The sequence below is a fragment of the Nonomuraea sp. NPDC004186 genome, assembly GCF_053603495.1.
The window spans coordinates 135,631-151,086 of the sequence record NZ_JBSGFQ010000008.1; the positions used below are offsets into that span (position 1 = coordinate 135,631).

The 15,456-nt window shown below is 71.0% G+C and carries 15 protein-coding genes and 2 pseudogenes; 5 read left to right on the forward strand and 12 right to left on the reverse strand.

Going from position 1 to position 15,456, the window contains the following annotated elements; all coding sequences use genetic code 11:
* Positions 1 to 59: 59 nt before the first annotated feature.
* From ACWEPL_RS09135 to ACWEPL_RS09155, 5 genes are read right to left on the reverse strand one after another with little or no spacing between them, the layout of a single operon-like run.
* The gene (locus ACWEPL_RS09135) at positions 60 to 1,574 is read right to left on the reverse strand and encodes a hypothetical protein (RefSeq protein ID WP_452435678.1); all 1,515 of its coding nucleotides are present in this window, start codon (positions 1,572 to 1,574) and stop codon (positions 60 to 62) included.
* Positions 1,571 to 2,314, reverse strand: coding sequence for an ABC transporter ATP-binding protein (locus ACWEPL_RS09140; RefSeq protein WP_397367813.1), 744 nt, complete (start codon positions 2,312 to 2,314; stop codon positions 1,571 to 1,573). The genes ACWEPL_RS09135 and ACWEPL_RS09140 overlap by 4 nt, the downstream gene beginning before the upstream one ends.
* Positions 2,311 to 3,132 (reverse strand): ABC transporter permease, encoded by an 822-nt coding sequence (locus ACWEPL_RS09145; protein ID WP_350730899.1) that lies wholly within the window; start codon positions 3,130 to 3,132, stop codon positions 2,311 to 2,313. Before ACWEPL_RS09145 ends, ACWEPL_RS09140 begins: the two co-directional genes overlap by 4 nt.
* Entirely contained in the window at positions 3,129 to 4,118 is a 990-nt protein-coding gene (locus ACWEPL_RS09150; RefSeq protein ID WP_363985508.1) for an ABC transporter substrate-binding protein, read from the reverse strand. Before ACWEPL_RS09150 ends, ACWEPL_RS09145 begins: the two co-directional genes overlap by 4 nt.
* Complete coding sequence (locus ACWEPL_RS09155; RefSeq protein ID WP_452435679.1) at positions 4,111 to 5,085, reverse strand: ABC transporter substrate-binding protein; 975 nt, start codon at positions 5,083 to 5,085, stop codon at positions 4,111 to 4,113. Before ACWEPL_RS09155 ends, ACWEPL_RS09150 begins: the two co-directional genes overlap by 8 nt.
* A 126-nt stretch (positions 5,086 to 5,211) precedes the next feature.
* Between ACWEPL_RS09155 and ACWEPL_RS09160 the strand changes: the two genes are divergently transcribed.
* A complete protein-coding gene (locus tag ACWEPL_RS09160) occupies positions 5,212 to 5,985 on the forward strand; it encodes an IclR family transcriptional regulator (protein WP_350730894.1) in 774 nt (257 codons plus the stop codon).
* A gap of 49 nt (positions 5,986 to 6,034) precedes the next feature.
* Here ACWEPL_RS09160 and ACWEPL_RS09165 read toward each other — a convergent pair whose 3' ends face one another.
* Positions 6,035 to 6,649: a TetR/AcrR family transcriptional regulator gene (locus ACWEPL_RS09165; RefSeq protein ID WP_363985502.1), complete on the reverse strand. Its 615-nt coding sequence runs from the start codon at positions 6,647 to 6,649 to the stop codon at positions 6,035 to 6,037.
* Between the two features lie 49 nt (positions 6,650 to 6,698).
* On the opposite strand from ACWEPL_RS09165, the gene ACWEPL_RS09170 reads away from it, so the two are divergent.
* Together ACWEPL_RS09170 and ACWEPL_RS09175 are read left to right on the forward strand one after the other, a co-directional pair.
* Entirely contained in the window at positions 6,699 to 7,649 is a 951-nt protein-coding gene (locus ACWEPL_RS09170) for an NADP-dependent oxidoreductase (protein WP_452435680.1), read from the forward strand.
* 68 nt (positions 7,650 to 7,717) lie between these two features.
* Positions 7,718 to 7,897, forward strand: a complete 180-nt coding sequence (locus ACWEPL_RS09175; RefSeq protein ID WP_452435681.1) for a hypothetical protein — start codon at positions 7,718 to 7,720, stop codon at positions 7,895 to 7,897.
* A 431-nt stretch (positions 7,898 to 8,328) separates the two neighbouring features.
* Here the strand turns inward: ACWEPL_RS09175 and ACWEPL_RS09180 are convergent, their stop codons facing one another.
* From ACWEPL_RS09180 to ACWEPL_RS09190, 3 genes and pseudogenes are all read right to left on the reverse strand, one after another.
* The gene (locus ACWEPL_RS09180) at positions 8,329 to 8,904 is read right to left on the reverse strand and encodes a dihydrofolate reductase family protein (RefSeq protein ID WP_452435682.1); all 576 of its coding nucleotides are present in this window, start codon (positions 8,902 to 8,904) and stop codon (positions 8,329 to 8,331) included.
* A gap of 151 nt (positions 8,905 to 9,055) precedes the next feature.
* Positions 9,056 to 9,379: pseudogene (locus tag ACWEPL_RS09185) on the reverse strand (ISL3 family transposase); the annotation flags it as partial.
* A 16-nt stretch (positions 9,380 to 9,395) separates the two neighbouring features.
* A pseudogene (locus ACWEPL_RS09190) lies at positions 9,396 to 9,536 on the reverse strand (ISL3 family transposase); the annotation flags it as partial.
* A 222-nt stretch (positions 9,537 to 9,758) separates the two neighbouring features.
* Here ACWEPL_RS09190 and ACWEPL_RS09195 point away from each other — a divergent pair.
* Positions 9,759 to 10,463 carry a cytidylate kinase family protein gene (locus ACWEPL_RS09195; protein ID WP_452435683.1) on the forward strand — a complete coding sequence of 235 codons (705 nt, stop codon included), beginning with the start codon at positions 9,759 to 9,761 and terminating at the stop codon, positions 10,461 to 10,463.
* 295 nt (positions 10,464 to 10,758) lie between these two features.
* Here the strand turns inward: ACWEPL_RS09195 and ACWEPL_RS09200 are convergent, their stop codons facing one another.
* From ACWEPL_RS09200 to ACWEPL_RS09210, 3 genes are all read right to left on the reverse strand, one after another.
* Positions 10,759 to 11,697, reverse strand: a complete 939-nt coding sequence (locus tag ACWEPL_RS09200; protein ID WP_452435684.1) for a hypothetical protein — start codon at positions 11,695 to 11,697, stop codon at positions 10,759 to 10,761.
* A 190-nt stretch (positions 11,698 to 11,887) separates the two neighbouring features.
* On the reverse strand, positions 11,888 to 12,841 hold the full coding sequence (gene pip, locus ACWEPL_RS09205; RefSeq protein WP_452435740.1) for a prolyl aminopeptidase: 954 nt from the start codon (positions 12,839 to 12,841) through the stop codon (positions 11,888 to 11,890).
* Positions 12,842 to 12,952: 111 nt separating this feature from the next.
* A complete protein-coding gene (locus ACWEPL_RS09210) occupies positions 12,953 to 14,578 on the reverse strand; it encodes a DHA2 family efflux MFS transporter permease subunit (protein ID WP_452435685.1) in 1,626 nt (541 codons plus the stop codon).
* 473 nt (positions 14,579 to 15,051) lie between these two features.
* On the opposite strand from ACWEPL_RS09210, the gene ACWEPL_RS09215 reads away from it, so the two are divergent.
* Positions 15,052 to 15,429, forward strand: coding sequence for a helix-turn-helix domain-containing protein (locus tag ACWEPL_RS09215; RefSeq protein ID WP_363985492.1), 378 nt, complete (start codon positions 15,052 to 15,054; stop codon positions 15,427 to 15,429).
* Positions 15,430 to 15,456: the final 27 nt, after the last annotated feature.

The following is a 15,456-nucleotide window of genomic DNA, read 5'->3' on the forward strand; positions in this document are numbered from 1 at the left end:
CGGCGGGCCGCCCGGACAGGTGGTCGATCATGCGGCCGGAGATGAGCAGGACGGTCATGTCAGATCTTTCCTAGGAGTTCGGCGGAAACGGGCGGCGTCCTGATCGGGCGCGCCGACTGCCCCGTCTCCTGGAGGAACGTGGGCGGCGGCAGGTGGTACGGAGGCTCCGCCCCGGCGGGCAGCGGTCCCGGCCCCCGTTCACGGGCGGCGAACTCCTGCCGGACCGCCGCCAGCGTCTCGGGCTGCTCGACCAGCGTGACGGCCGCCGCGGCCAGGTAACGGGCGGCGGCCAGCAGCCCGGCGTGGGCGATCGTGGTGCCGGTGGCGGCCGTGGCCGCCCACGAGTGCAGCGGCACGCCGATCGGAACCACCGCCGCGGTCAGGCTGAGGTGCGGCGCCGTCCAGCTCACCTCCGAGGTGTCGCTGGACGGCCCGCCCAGGTCCGGCCCGGTGGGCGGGCGCAGCGGCAGGACCCCTGCCGCCAGGCCGGAACCCGGCCTGCCGATCGCCTCCTGCAGCCGCACCGCGAACTCGTGGTCGGCGTCGGTGAACGCGGGCGGACCGAGCTCGCTCATCGTGTGGTGCAGCAGCTCCGCGCCCGCCCGGTTGCCGAGCCCCTGCCTGATCGCCGTCACCAGCCGGTGTTCGAGCCGGGTCTGACTGGCGACGGCGGCGGCCCCGGCACAGGCCACGACCTTGTCATAGAGGGTCCTGGCCCGCTCGTGGGTGGCCTCGCGGACGTAGACCCACAACGTCTGCAGGTCGGGGGTGACGTTGGGAGCGCCACCCCCGCCGATCGCGTAGCCGATCCGGCCCGACGGGGAGACGTTGCCCGCGCGCAGGCGCTCGATCATGCCGGTCAGCAGGAGCACCCCGTCCAGGCCGCTGCGGGTGCCCAGCGGGTTCGAGCCGTGGCCGGGCGAGCCGAGGAAGGAGAACGTGGCCGAGTACAGCGCGCTGGTGACGTCCCAGCCCGTTCCGGTGACCGGAGCGGGATGCCAGTCGAGGAAGGCGTCGAGGCCGTCGTACGCGCCGTCGCGCACCGCGTACGCCTTGCCGACGAGCTGTTCCTCGCCCGTGGAGGCGAACACCTTGATGGTCGCCCGGCCGCGCAGGGCCCTGGCGGCGGCGATGGCCGCGCCGGTCGACGCCGCCGCCAGGGCGTTGTGGCCGCACCCGTGGCCGGGACCGTAGGCGGGGGCGTACTCGTCGCCCTCGAACACGGTGGGCTCGTGGCGGGGGACGCCCGCGCGCTGGGACAGGCCGGGCAGCGCGTCGTACTCGACGTTGAAGCCGAGCACGGGGCCGCTGTCACCGGAGGTGGCGACGAAGGCGGCCGGCAGACCGGCGGTGCCCCACGAGATCGAGAAGCCGTGCGTACGCAGCAACTCGGCGGTGGCCAGCGCGGAGCGCCACTCGCGCAGCGACGGCTCGGCGTAGGCCCAGATGCGGTCCGCGAGCCCGGTCAGCACGGGCGCGTTCTCGTCGATCCACGCGGTCGGCACGGTGCGCGGTGCGCGGTGTGTGGTCGTGGCCCTCGGGGTGCGGGGCGCAGGCGGGATGGGCGCGGTCACCGTGCCACCTCCTCGCGCGGCGTGCCCGCGTGGGTGTCGACGCCGAGGTCGGCGAGGAGGCGGCGGCGCAGCTCGACGAAGACGGGGTCCGTCCTGTCGCGCGGACGGTCGATGCCGACCCGCAGGTCCGTGACGAACCGGCCCTCGCGCAGCACCGCGATCCGGTCGGCGAGCAGGATCGCCTCCTCGACGTCGTGCGTGACCAGCACCACGGCCGGGCGGTGCCGGGCGCACAACTCGGCGATCAGGTCCTGCATGTGCAGCCGGGTGAGCGCGTCGAGCGCGGCGAACGGCTCGTCCAGCAGGAGCAGCTCCGGCTCGCGTACCAGGGCCCTGGCCAGCGCCACCCGCTGGGCCTCGCCGCCGGACAGCGTCGCGGGCCAGGCGTCGGCGTGCCGGCTCAGGCCCACCTCCGCCAGCGCCTCGAGCCCCTTGGCGCGGGCGGAGCGGCCCTGCCCGATGATTACGTTCGCGAGCGCGCGCTTGGAGGGGATGAGCCGCGGCTCCTGGAAGACGACCGTGCGCACCGGGGGTACGAGCACGGTTCCGCCGGTGGCGGCGTCCAGGCCGGCGAGGATGCGCAGCAGCGTGGTCTTCCCCGTGCCGCTCGCGCCGAGCAGCGCGAGGAACTCGCCACGGCGCACGTCCAGGTCCACCCCGTCGAGCACGGCGCGCTCGCCGAAGACCTTGCGCAGCCCTCTCGTCCGTACGGCGAGGCCCGCCGATCCTGGGGTGCTCATCGGATGCTCACCGCCTTGCGCCAGGGCATCGTCCCCCGTTCGACCAGCCGCAGCGCCAGGTCGGCCAGCAGCCCGATCACGGCGTAGAGCAGCACGCACAGCGCCAGGATGTCGGTGCGCAGGTAGTCGGTGGCGCGGGCCATGAGGTAGCCGAGCCCGGCCGTCACGTTGATCTCCTCGGCCGCGATCAGCGCGATCACGCTGAGCGTGGTGGCCAGGCGCAGCCCGGCGAAGACCGACGGCAGCGCGCCCGGCAGCACGACCTCGCGGGCGATCGCGAGCCGGCCCAGGCCGAACGAGCGCGCCGCCTCGACGACCTTGCGGTCCACGTTGCGCACGCCGCTGGAGACGTTGACGTACATGGGGAAGGTGCAGGCCACGCCGATCAGCAGGATCTTGGAGGCCTCCTCGATCCCGAACCAGACGACGAACAGCGAGGTCAGCGCCAGGAAGGGGATGGCGCGCAGCGCCTGCATCGAGGAGTCCACGAGCTCCTCGCCGAGCCGGGTGAAGCCGGAGACGACGCCGAGCAGCAGTCCGGTGGAGGCGCCCAGCACCAGGCCGAGGCCGGCCCGGGTGACGGACACACGCAGCGCCTCCGGGAGCTGGCCGTCGGCCCACAGCTCGCCGAAGGTCTTGACGACGTCCTGGGGGCCGGCGAGCACGTCCTTGGTGAGGGCGCCGGAGGCGGTGGCCGCGTACCAGGCCGCCAGCAGCAGGACGGGGCCGATGGCCCGCAGCGCGAACGTCAACGCGGGCGCGCGTCCGGCGGCGCGGGGCGGGTTCGGGGCGACGAGCCCCTGCACTGCGGCGCTCATTGCTTCGCGTTCCCCAGCGTCGTCACGTCCACGACGTGCTGGGAGACGTCCAGTGGCGCGGTGAGCACCTTCTGGTCGAGGAAGAACTTCGCGACCTCCTGATATTTCGCGATCTCGGGTGCGGTGACCGCCTGGGCGGGCTTGCCCTTCTTCTGGATGTCGACCACCAGGTCCTTCTGCTTGCCCTGCACGGCCTGCGGGCCCGCCTGGGTGAAGACGTTCAGGTACGCCGCCGGGTCGGCGATCTCCTTCGCGCTGCCCTCCTTGAGGAACTCGAACAGGGCCTTGACCACCTCGGGATGCTCGCCGAGCAGCTTGTTGGCGGCCACGTAGATCACGTAGTTGTCCGACTTGATGGCCTCGCCGTCGGCCAGGATCCGCGCGTCCAGGTCGGTGACGGCGGGGATGAGGAAGGTGGAGAACGTCGCCCAGGCGTCCACCTTGCCCGAGCCGAAGACCGGTGCGGTCTGCGGCGGCAGCAGGTAGACGCGCTTGACCTTGTCCACCGGCACGTTGAACGTCTGCAGCGCCTTGAGCAGCAGGTACTCGCTGGTGCCGCCGTGCCCGACGGCCACGGTGCGCCCGGCCAGGTCCGCGACCGACTTGATCGGCGAGCCGTTCTTGACCACGATCCCCTCGCCGGCGAGGTCGGGCGGCACCGTGGCGAAGATCTTGAAGCTGGGCTTGACGGCCAGCGCGGTGACGCCGGAGGTGATCGAGCCGGTCGCGATGTCGAGCGAGCCGGCGTTGATGGCCTGGGCGGCGGGGGCGAAGACGGAGAAGTCGCCGGCCCACTTGACCTTGGCGTTGACCTTGGCCAGGGCGGCGTCCAGGCTGCCGTCCTTCTTCGCGACGGCCAGGAAGCCGCTGTTGCCCGGGTCCGCGATCCGGACGACCACCTGCTCCTGGGCGGTGGTGGCGCCGGTGCCGCCGCCACAGGCCGCGGCCAGGAGGACGAGAGGGACGGCGAGCAGCAGCTTACGCATGGGTGACTCCTTGGAGCGGGGTGTGGTCGGCCCAGGCCGCGACGTCCACGGGCGATTCGAGGAAGTGGTGGCCGCGCAGGAAGTGCTCCTGCTCGGCCAGCAGGTCGAGGCGTTCGGGCGACAGGTCCAGGTGGAGGGAGGCGCCGGGGACGTAGGCGGCGGCCACGCCGGTCGCGCCCGCTCCGGTCTCGGCGCCGAGGATTCTGGCGACCTCCGCCGGGTGATCGGCGGCCCAGTCGGCCGCCCGCAGCAGGACGCCGAGGAAGCGGGTGACCACGTCGGGGTGCTCGTCGAGCAGGCGCTGGTGCACGGTGATCGGCCTCGGGGTGCCGTTGTTCACCCGCGCCCGCCGGTCCGGCACGGCGTCGAGGTCGATGCCGACCTCCGCGCCATGGCGCAGAGCGGCCTCGACGGCGAGCGCGCCCTTGACGTAGACCGCGTCCACCTCGCCGGCGGCCAGCGCGGCCAGCTCGGCCTCCCACTGGCCGCCGCCCGGCTCGGCCGCGACGTCCACCAGCTCGGCGTCGCCGAGGCCGAGCCCGGCCAGGGACAGGGCTCCGTGGAAGCCGTGCAGGGCCATGGCCCGCCAGAAGTCGATCGCGATGCGGTGCCGGGGAACGGCCAGGCGCAGGCCCTTGAGCTGCTCGGGGCGCTCCAGAGCGGTGCCGGCGCGGACCAGGACGGCCTGGTGCTCCTCGATCCAGGTGAGCCCGATGAGCCGGGTGGCCTCGCCGCGGGAGCGCGCCCAGAGCGCGGGCACGTTGCCGCCCTCGCGGAACAGGCCGGTCAGGGCGTGGGTGTAGTGCGTCTCGCGGGGGACGTCAGGCGCGTCGTCCTGCAGGGACCGGACCTCGATCCCGTCGGCGGCGAACTCCCCGGCCAGCCAGCCCTGGTCCGCCGCGATGCCCGTCGCGGTGGGCACGGGACAGCGGGTGAACCAGATGGTGTCGAGTGCGGCTGTGGTCATGGCAGACAGTTTGCTTGTAAATTGGTAGGAAATGCAAAGAATATCCCGCGATGCGGGAAGCGTTCCCGGCCGGACCGGCTCTCACCTGGTCACGGCTCTCCCTACTCGGAAGACGGAGTTTCCCGCATGGCAGCAGAAGGCGGCGTGCAGTCCGTACGCAGGGCGATCGGCGTGCTCGACTGCTTCGGCGGCGGGGACGCCTCGCTCAGCCTGTCCGACCTCTCGCGCAGGATGGGCCTGTCCACCTCGACCACGCACCGCCTGGCCAGGACGCTGACCGCCGCCGGCTTCCTCGAACAGGAGGCGCGCACGGGCCGCTACCGGCTCGGGCCGTCGATCACCGAGCTGGGGCAGCTCTCCTTCCACCGGCGCGGCCTGCACCGCATCCCGCCCGAACTGGCCGAGCTGGCCCGCATCACCTCCGCCACCGTGGACCTGGCCGTCCGCAACGACAGGCACGCGGTCATCCTGAGCGGCGGCTCGCTCAACCCCGACAGCGGCATCGGCCTGCGCCGCCCGCTGCACTCCACGGCGCTGGGCAAGGTCCTGCTGGCCTGGGACCCGGAGGGCAGGGCGGACCTGGAGGCGCTCGGTCCCCTGCGGCCGCTGACCGGCCGCACGATCGTGGACCACGGCGAGCTGCGCGCCGAACTGGACCGGGTACGCGAGGCCGGGTACGCGCTCAACGACGGGGAGTCGGGCGACGGCATCCGCACGGTCGCGGTGCCGGTCCTCGACCGGCAGGGCCACGTACGCTACGCGCTGGCCGTGCGCTCAACGCCGCTGGTGATGAGCGACGCGCGGATCGACTGGTTCGTCACGCACGCGCGGGCCTGCGCCCGGGCGCTGGAAGTGCTGCTGATCCCACCCGCCGAGCGCCGCCTGCGCACCTCCGAGTGAAGCGGTTTTGCCCGTCGTCTCACGGGGGCCCTCTCCGAGCGCCGAGGCGCTACTGAACGGCCGGCAGCAGCCGGACCGCCGGCGGAAGCGGCGCGCGGACGGGGTCGGCGCGGAACGACTGGATCATCAGGGCCGCGAAACGGCGCGACGCCGCCGCTCGCTGCTCGGGTGACTCGGCGCGGATGCCCTCGTTCGCCATCATCGCCAGGATGAAGTCCTCCAGGACGAAGTCCGCCCGCAGGCCGCCCGCCTCCTTCGCGCGCCGGATGAGTTGGAGCAGCAGCCGGATCGTACGGTCGCGGTCCGCGGCGAAGTACGGCAGCTGCGAGGTGAACGCGCCGGACAGCCCCCGGTCGAGGGCGTGCACCTCCATGAGCTTCTCGATCACCAGGCAGAACCCGCGCCACGGGTCGGCCTGCGCCAGCCCTTCCTCGACGACCGCCGAGCACATGGCCATCGGCTCGGCGAAGACCTCGCTGAGCAGCGCTTCCTTGGTCGGGAAGTGCCGGTAGACGGTGGCCGCGCCGACTTGCGCGCGCCGGGCGATCTCCCGGATCGGCACATCGAGCCCTTCGGCGGCGAAGGTCGCGCGGGCGACCGCGAGGATGCGCGCGCGGTTGTCGCGGGCGTCCGAGCGCAGCTTCTGACTCACTTCTGCCGTCACCGCTCTCACTTTAGTCAAACGGACGGGGTGTTCCGTTACCGTACGGCGCATGAGAGCAGTTCAGTTTTCCGAGTACGGCCCGGCCGGCGTGGTGCATGTCGCCGAGGTCGAGGAACCGCATGCCGGGCCGGGGGCGATCCGCATCGCCGTACGGGCGTCCGGATTGTCGACGGGAGAGACGTCCATCCGCTCAGGGAGGATGCGTGGCGTGGTGCCCGTGACGTTCCCGTACCGGACCGGGTTCGACGCCGCCGGCGTGGTGGACGAGGTCGGCGACGGCGTCACGGGTGTCGGGGTCGGTGACGAGGTGTTCGGCATGACCGCGACGACCGCGCGCGGCGCCAACGCCGATCACGCGGTCCTGGTCGCCTGGGCGCCGAAACCGGCCGCGTGGAGCTGGGAGGAGGCCGGTGGTGCCGCAGGCAGCGTCGAGACGGCCACCCGGGTGCTCGACCGGCTCGCGGTCGGCGCCGGGCACACCGTGCTGGTGCACGGCGCGGCCGGCGGGGTGGGTACGGTCGCCGTGCAGCTCGCGGTCGCCCGTGGCGCCACCGTCATCGGCACGGCCGGGGAGCACAACCACGACTTCCTGCGCTCGCTGGGCTCCGAGCCGACGACGTACGGGGCGGGTCTGGTCGAACGGGTCCGCGCGCTGGCACCAGGCGGGGTGGACGCGGTGTTCGACTGCGCAGGAGGGGCGCTGCCCGACCTGATCGCCATCACCGGGAACCCGGCGCGCGTGGTGACGATCGCTCCCGACCTCACCGCGGCGGCCCTCGGCGTGCACCTGTCGCACGGCGTGCCGGCCGGCGACACGGCGGCGGCCGTTGGAGCCGCCGACCCGCTGGCGGTGCACGGCCTCGGCATCGCGGTCGAGCTCGCCGGGCAGGGCCGGCTACGGGTGCCGGTCGCGGCGGCGTTCCCGCTCACCGAGGCCGCTGCGGCGCACGAGTTGAGCGAGAGCCGTCACGCTCGCGGGAAGATCGTGCTGGTGAACTGACCAGCCCCACCGACCCGCACGCCGTACGTGCTGGGCCGCTTCCGAGCCCGACCGCCCCCACGCGGAGGATGGGCTTCATCCCGGACGGCGCGGTGACGCTCGTGGAGGTCCTGGAGGAGAACGCGAATCGGGCGGGCGACCTTTCCTCAGCAGGAATTCCCAGCCTTACCGGCCCCTTGTTGCCACAGGCGCACGTCTGTCCGGTCGGCAACCGGCTCTTCATGATCGAGGGTGTAGCTGGGATCTGAATCCGCCGGTCTCGAGCAGTGACCGGGCGACGTAGTCGGTGAGGTTGCGGAAGCCCAGGGCGGAGCCGCGCAGGTGTTCCAGGCGGAACCCCAGCCCGGCCGGTTCCAGGCAGCAGCATCATCCCCGCTCACTTCACCACCGGCAGGAGCGATTAACGTGGGGCCACGACCATCATCAGCGACGAGAGAGTCGACCCCGCACGGAGCCGTCGAGTTGAGGCGTGCAGAGTTCTTCGCTGGTGGTCAACGTGTCGACGTCAGGAACGCAGTGCGTCCCGGACTCGCTCGCTCCACAGAGCCGCCGTCCAGACCCTTTGTATCGCCGCAGGTCAGGCAAGTCCGCTGGAAATTTCCCTGGGACTCAGCGCCATACACCACGCACGCGGCGAGGATGACGATCCCGGCATGGCCGAACGACGCCCCGTCGCCGATCAACTGTGTCGGGTCGGTCGGTAGGTCAGCACCTGCGTGTGGCCGTCGAAGGTCCGGGCCTCGAGCAGTTCGAGGTCGAAGTCGTCCGCACCGTCGAAGATCCGGTCCACGCCGGTCGTCCCGGAGATCACTGGGAAGACCGTCACCTCGATGGCGTCGATCAAGCCGGCGTTCAGCAGCGCCCGGTTGAGCGTCAGGCTACCGTGGGAGCGCAGCGGCACATCGGATTCGGCCTTGAGGCGCGTGACCACCTCGACAGGATCGCCGGACTCGATGGTCGTGCCCGGCCACTCGAGCGGCTCGGTCAGCCGGCTGGAGAGCACCGTGACCGGGGAGTCGAACATGCGCGTGATCCACCCGTCGAACAGGCTGCGGTCGAAGCCTGCGTCAAGGAACGGCGCGTTCGACGAGTAGGTCTTGGCCCCGAGCACCATGCGCAGCGGGTCACGGTAGGCAGCGGCGCGATACGCGAGGAATTCGGGGCCCTGCTTGCCCCAGTAGCCGCCCCAGTCGCCGTTGTGGTTGGCGTAGCCGTCGAGCGTGGAGAAGATGTCGAAGGTGTACGTGGCAGTCATGGTGTCTCCTTGCGGGCGTTGGTCGCGCGCGCCTTGCGGCGGCCTCACCCCTGCTACGAACACCACCGCCCCGATCCGACACGCCTCCCGGATTTCTTTCAAAACTTTCCGGGCTGTGTTCGAGGCGGCCGTTGGTCGCTTCTTTCGGTCAGTTGCTGGTGTAGGCGCGATCGAAGTCGGCGGCCTGGCGTTTGAGCGTTCGCCCGAGTGTGATCAGCTCGGTCAGGGCCGTGGGCACCGCCGCGATGATGACGGTGATGGTCTTCGCGGAGGTTCGATCCGGGTTGCGGTGGGCGGCGACGATGCGTTGGTAGATGCCCCAGGTGGCCGCGACGTCGACGTGCTGCTCGGTGGCGAACACGGCAGTCGGTCTTGGGGTTGTCGGTCGGTGCGCAGCACGCGGCGGATGCCGTACGTGGAGCGGGTCACCGGTGCGCCCGCGGTGCCCACAGGTCTGTTGCTGAACACGCTGCCGAGGCGTCACCGGCCAGTGCTACGCGAGCGACCGTGAGGTAACGGCACTCGATGGCCTCCAACGCCCAGCGCAGTGCACGCCGCGACAGGCGGGCTCGCGGTTCGGCCACCCGGCTCGTGTCCTGCCGCCACACACGCCCACAGCCGGTGCAGCGGTAACCCAGGCTGCTATGCAAGCGGTGCAGGTTACCAACCCTCGATGAACTCGAAGATCGCACCGCGGGCGGCAGCGCGGGTGGGTCAAGACTGGGCGTTACCCCACCTCGTCGCCCTCGTCCGCGCCGGAGCCCGCTTCGAACGAGGCGTCCTCGTCGAACGCGAGCCGGCGACCGCAGCCTGACGTGCGGTGCTAAAACAGAGACACCGTGAGAGAGGCAGCAATGGACCAAGGCACCCGCGGCGAGCTCGTCAGCCGGCTGGCCGAGGCGATCAGGTCCGTCACGACCGCGCACCCGCTGCGGGTCGCCATCGACGGGCCGCCCGCCGCCGGCAAGACCACGCTGGCCGACGAGCTCGCCGTCGTCCGGCGCGCGCAGGACCGCGACGTCATCCGCGCGACCATCGACGACTTCCTCTTCCCTCGTGCACAGCGCTACCGACGCGGTCAGTACTCGGCCGAAGGCTGCTACTTCGACGCCCACGACCACGCCGCGCTGTGCCGGGTCCTGCTCGATCCGCTGGGCCCAGGCGGAGACCGAAGGTTCCAACATACGATCTACGACAGAGACACTGACACCCCATCGTCCCCGCCGGCCACGACCGCCCCCGCAGACGCCGTACTGCTCTTCGACGGCGTTTTCCTCCTGCGCCCAGAGCTCATCGACCGGTGGGACCTGCGCATCTTCGTGTCCGTCCCATTCGAGCAGACGGTAGATCGCGCCCGGGACCGAGGTACAGCGCCGGCCGGATCCACCGCCGACACCGCCGAAATCGAACGGTCCTGGCGCAACCGCTATATCCCCTCCCAACAGCTCTACTTCGCCACAGCCCGCCCAACCGACCACGCCGACATCGTCGTGTACAACGATCAGCTCCAACGGCCGACCTGGGAAGTCCCACCACACTCATCGATACACGGGATTTGACAGCGACCGCACGGAACTCGCGGAGCTTGCTGAAGCAGCGCTCGACGGTGTTGCGTTCCTTGTAGGCCTGTGCGTTGAAGACCGGCGGGCGGCCGCCATGGAACCGAGCTTGCGGCCCACGCCGAGCTAGACTCCACTGAAGTCTTGGCGATACTGCGCCGGGAACCCCTTGAACGCGGACGCGTTCTGGGCGTACTGGATGTAGCTCGCGTTCATGGACGCGCCGGAATCGAGGCCTGCCGCCCGCCTCCTTGTCGGCCGGTTCCAAAGCCGGTCCCGGCGCCGCTCGGACGCCTCAACCGCGCAGCAGCTCCTCGCGCCTGGCCAGCAGTCGCGCTCGTTCGTTGGACAGCTCGGCGTCGCGGTGCCGCAGGTGCGTCCCCACGTCCTGGACCCATCGGGCCGTCCGCTCGACCTCGGCGCGGGTGTTCTCGATGCGCTGATGCTTCATCAGATCGGTGATGATGTTGTCGAAGAGCGTGTCGACGAACCACCGCGTGTCCACCTTGGGCAGGCGGGCTCGCGCGGAGACGCCGACGTCAGCGAGTTCGCGGGAGAAGACGTCCAGGGCCCGTTGGGCGTGCCAGGCGGCCTCGTCGGCGGAGCGCAGCCGGTTGTGCTCGACGGCGTCGGCGATCAGGCCGCCGCCCAGGAGGTCCCAGGTGGAGGCGCCCTTGGCCGAGCCGAGGTAGCCGAGCACCTGGGCCAGCGCGTGGAGTGCAGCCTGCCCGGCCTCGTACGCCTCCGTGTGCTCCCGCCGCTCCGCCGAGACACGGTCGAGGGCGGCGCCGAGGTCCGTCAGCTCGCCGGCGCGGGCATCACCACGGGCGAGGAGCTGCCGCTCCTTCTCGGCCAGCAGCTTCTCGTACTCCTCCGAGGCCGTCGCGAGCCCTGCCAGCTCGGCCTCGATCGCCCGCGCGTCCGCTTCGATCTGGGACAGCCGGGCCCGGTGGCCGTCGAGCCGCTGCCTGGCGGCGGCGGCCTCGGCACGCTCGCGATCCAGCCGCTCCTCGCGCTGGCTCACCAGGCGGGCCAGGAACGCGGTCAGCCCGCCTTCCAGGCGGGTGACGTCGGCCTCCTCCTTGGACAGGTCCTTCTCCAGGCCGGTCAGGGTGAGGTGGGCCTGCTGGATCTGCTCCTTGGTGGCCGCGAGTTGGCGCCGCAGGTGATCGGCACGGTGCGTTCGGGCGGCCGCCACGCGCAGCCGCTCGTCGAGATCTGAAGAGCTCGTCACACTTCGGATGACGAACGAACAACCCCAGACGTTCCAACCAGGCAGTCACCGAGCTCGGCGCAGCTCGGCGATGATGCGGTCGACCAGCGCGGCATCATCGCGACGGGCCCGGGGAGGCGTGGCCGGCCGGCTCCGCGACCCCCGGCGGCCCGCCCACCGGGCCGCCGCAGTCGCGAGGACGGCGTGGCCGTCAAGGTTGGCGGAAGCGGTCGGTGGTGTCGATCAGGCGGTGCCGGGTGCCGGGTTCGGCGCCGCCGTGGCCCGCGTCCTCGACGAGGTGGAACTCGGCCTCGGGCCAGGCCTGGTGCAGATCCCATGCCTGGTCGGGCGGCGTCTTCATGTCGTAGCGGCCGTTGACGATCACGGTGGGGATGTGCCGGATGCGGTCGACGCCCGCCAGGAGGCCCTCTTTGGGGAGGAAGCCGCCGTTGCTGATGTAGTGGTGGGTGATGCGGGCGAAAAGGAGGATAGCGCCGTCGTCGAGCTCTGGCGGGTCGACAGGCAGCAGGGTGTTGGCCGAGAACTCCCAGTCCATCCAGGCTCGGGCGGCCGGGAGATGGACGGCAGGGTCGGGGTCGCCGATGCGGCGGCCGTACGCGGCGACCAGGTCGTATCGTTCGTCGGCGGGGATCGCGTCGCGGAACGCGGCCCACTCGGCGGGAAAGAGGCGGGCCGCACCGGCGGAGGTGAACGTCCAGTCCTCGTCGGAGGGCCGGACGAGGTAGATGCCGCGGAGCACGAGTTCGGTGACACGGTCGGGGTGGGCCTGGGCGTACGAGAGGGCGAGGGTGCTGCCCCAGCTTCCGCCGAAGACGAGCCAGCGGTCGACGGACAGGTGCTCGCGGAGGCGCTCCATGTCGGCGACCAGGTGCGAGGTGGTGTTGTGCCGCAGCGACACCCCCGGGTCCGCGGCGCTCGGCCGGCTGGCGCCGCAGTTGCGCTGGTCGAAGAGCACGATCCGGTACGCGGCCGGGTCGAAGAACCGGCGGAAGGCGGGCAGGATGCCGCCGCCGGGGCCGCCGTGCAGGAAGACGGCGGGCTTGCCGGCCGGGTTTCCGCAACTCTCCCAGTAGATCTCGTTGCCGTCTCCGACGTCGAGCAGACCGGAGTCGTACGGTTCGATCGGCGGGTAGAACTCCTTCAGCGCCATGTGATCAAGTAGACCACCCGACCGGGGCGGGCGGGCGCACCGGGTGACGGACGACGGAGCGACAAGGGTCGCGGCCGTCGGACCGCGACCATTGTCATCGCGGGGTCAGTCCTGTGGTGCGGTTTCGGCCTGCCGGTTCTGGGCGGGCTCGGTCGTCGCCTCCTTGCGTGAGCTGAACAAGAAGCAGAGCAGGGCGGCGGCCACCAGGGCGATGGCGCATGCCACGAGGGTGGTCTGCATGGCGTTGACGAAGCCGGCGGCGAACGTGTCGGCGGTGACGCGTTCGTACAGGCTGGTCGTGGCAGGGTTCAGGCCGCTGGGCGGCGTGGGCGGGCTGTAGTGGTGCGCGGCGGCCGTGCTGCTGTCGATGAACCGGGCGCGCAGATGCTCCGGTAGCTGACCGGCGCGTTCCTCGGCCTCGGTGCGCAGGGTCGAGGAGAGACGGGCCGACAGCAGGGTGCCCAGCACGGCGGTGCCCAGGACGCCGCCGATCTGCCGGATGGTGCTGGAGACGCCGGAGGCCGCCCCGGCCAGCCGGGGATCGACGCCGCCCATGGTGGCCTGCTGCAGTGGTGCGAACGTGGCGCCGCCGGCGAGCCCGATGATGGTCAGCCCGGGCAGCAGGCTCCACGCGCTGCTGCTGGGTCCGGTCATGGCTACCAGCACCAGCAGGCCGGCGGCCAGCAGCGTCATCCCGGTCATCAGGATGTACTTGCCGCCGAAGGTGTCCGACAGCCGCCCGGCGTACGCCGAGCCGACCGCGGTGAGCACGGCGTTCGGCAGCACCACCAGACCGGTCTCCAGCGCCGAGTACCCGCGCGCCATCTGCAGGTACAGCACCACCACGAACATGATGCCGATCATGCCGAGCTGGAAGACGAACCCGACCCCGTTGCCGACGGCGAAGTTGCGCACGCCGAACAGGGCCGGCGGCATCAGGGGCTCCTCGCGCTGCCGGTGCTGCCAGACGACGAACACCGCCAGGAGCGCGACGCCGGCGACGATGACCGAGGGGATGCTGATCGGCCCGGTGATGGTGCCCCAGCCGTAGCGTTCTCCCTCGATCAGGCCGAACACGATGCCGCTCAGCCCGGCGGTGGCCAGCGCGACGCCGACCAGGTCGAGCCGGTGTCGCCGGTACGGGCGCATGGGCGGCGCGACGGTCATCGCCAGTACGGCGGCGATGATCCCCACGGGGACGTTGATGAAGAAGATCCAGCGCCAGTCGAGGTGGGCCAGCAGGAAGCCGCCGAGGACCGGGCCGACGATCGGGGCGAAGCCGACGATCGCGCCGAACAGGCCGAATGCGCGGCCCCTTAGCTGCGGTGGAAAGATCGTCAGGATTGACGAGATGACCTGCGGGAACAGCAGCGCCCCGCCCGATCCCTGCAGCAGCCGGGCGGCCAGCAGTTGGGATGGTGAGCCGGCCAGCCCGCACAGTGCCGAGGCGACGGTGAAGACGACGATGCCGATCACGTACACCCGGCGGTATCCGAAGATGTCCCCCAGCCGTCCCGTGGTGATCAGCAGCACCGAGAAGATGAGCAGGTAGCCGTCGATGATCCACAGCACCTGGTCGTAGGAGGCGCCGATGCTGTGAATCAGTGTGGGGATGGCGACGTTGACGATGGATCCGTCGAGCAACGACATGAAGAAGCCGATGCACATGATCGCGAGAACCAGCCACGGACGCTGCGTGGCCGGTTGTCCGGCGGATTTGAATTCCGGCACTCCGGAGACCTCCCTGAGGAGAACCGTCTGCTGGAGTGGCGACGCGGAGCAAGGCCGCTGAGGTCCGACAGCGCTCACGCCGGAATGGTCCCCGGCCGGATTCCCGAAGGCTCGCAAAGGAGCAGGAGGGTTGGCACGCGTCGCCACCGTCACAGAACACCCTTTTCCAGGATGTAGTGGGTGACTTCCACCTTCCCCGTGTCATCGGGACCCGGGTGAAGCTGGTTGGCGAGGCGGAAAGCCCAACGGTGAGAAGTCGGCTCGAAGCTTAGCACAGCGGTTCGACCGGCCCGATGGCGCTCTGCGCCGCTCCGGATGGCTCGCTCTCGAAAAACTCGTCTCTCTTGTAGACGAGGTTTCTCTCGGCGCGCTAACGTTGTCATCGCTAGAGACGACGTTGGGAAGATCTCCGCGTCGGCCGTGGTAGTACTGGAAATCCGCGAAGGAGGCCGCACAGACAAGCAGGTGCACCCATGATCGAGCGCTACCTCGGTGTCCTCGGCATCGCCGAGGCCCTGGGCGTGAGCCGTCATGCGGTGCACAAGTGGCGCAGCCGCTATTCGGACGACTCCGATCACCCGTTCCCCCTGCCCGACGTCGAAGTCGACGGAGCTCCGGGCTGGCGGTCCGACCGGCTGGCGGAGATCGTACGGTGGCGCGAGGGGCTGCCCGGCCGCGGCGCGGGCGGAGGCCGTCCTTCCCTCGCACGTCAGGAGTACCTCAAGGAAGCAGGGTCGCGCGGCCTGACCCGGGACGAGGCCATACGCACGCTCGCCACGTTCGGCGAGGAGTTTCCCGAGATGACCGAGCCGGAGATCTGCGCCTGGCTCGTCGGGAAATGGCGCGGCTGAAACCGTTCCCCAAACCCCATCAGCGCG

Bases quoted from the DNA above. Each gene is read 5' to 3' on its own strand.
- ACWEPL_RS09140 (WP_397367813.1), bottom strand. From the start codon at position 2,314: ATGAGCACCCCAGGATCGGCGGGCCTCGCCGTACGGACGAGAGGGCTG.
- ACWEPL_RS09175 (WP_452435681.1), top strand. From the start codon at position 7,718: ATGGGCTTCATCCCGGACGGCGCGGTGACGCTCGTGGAGGTCCTGGAG.
- ACWEPL_RS09155 (WP_452435679.1), bottom strand. From the start codon at position 5,085: ATGACCACAGCCGCACTCGACACCATCTGGTTCACCCGCTGTCCCGTG.
- ACWEPL_RS09215 (WP_363985492.1), top strand. From the start codon at position 15,052: ATGATCGAGCGCTACCTCGGTGTCCTCGGCATCGCCGAGGCCCTGGGC.
- ACWEPL_RS09170 (WP_452435680.1), top strand. From the start codon at position 6,699: ATGAGAGCAGTTCAGTTTTCCGAGTACGGCCCGGCCGGCGTGGTGCAT.
- ACWEPL_RS09160 (WP_350730894.1), top strand. From the start codon at position 5,212: ATGGCAGCAGAAGGCGGCGTGCAGTCCGTACGCAGGGCGATCGGCGTG.
- ACWEPL_RS09145 (WP_350730899.1), bottom strand. From the start codon at position 3,132: ATGAGCGCCGCAGTGCAGGGGCTCGTCGCCCCGAACCCGCCCCGCGCC.
- ACWEPL_RS09150 (WP_363985508.1), bottom strand. From the start codon at position 4,118: ATGCGTAAGCTGCTGCTCGCCGTCCCTCTCGTCCTCCTGGCCGCGGCC.
- ACWEPL_RS09195 (WP_452435683.1), top strand. From the start codon at position 9,759: ATGGACCAAGGCACCCGCGGCGAGCTCGTCAGCCGGCTGGCCGAGGCG.
- ACWEPL_RS09180 (WP_452435682.1), bottom strand. From the start codon at position 8,904: ATGACTGCCACGTACACCTTCGACATCTTCTCCACGCTCGACGGCTAC.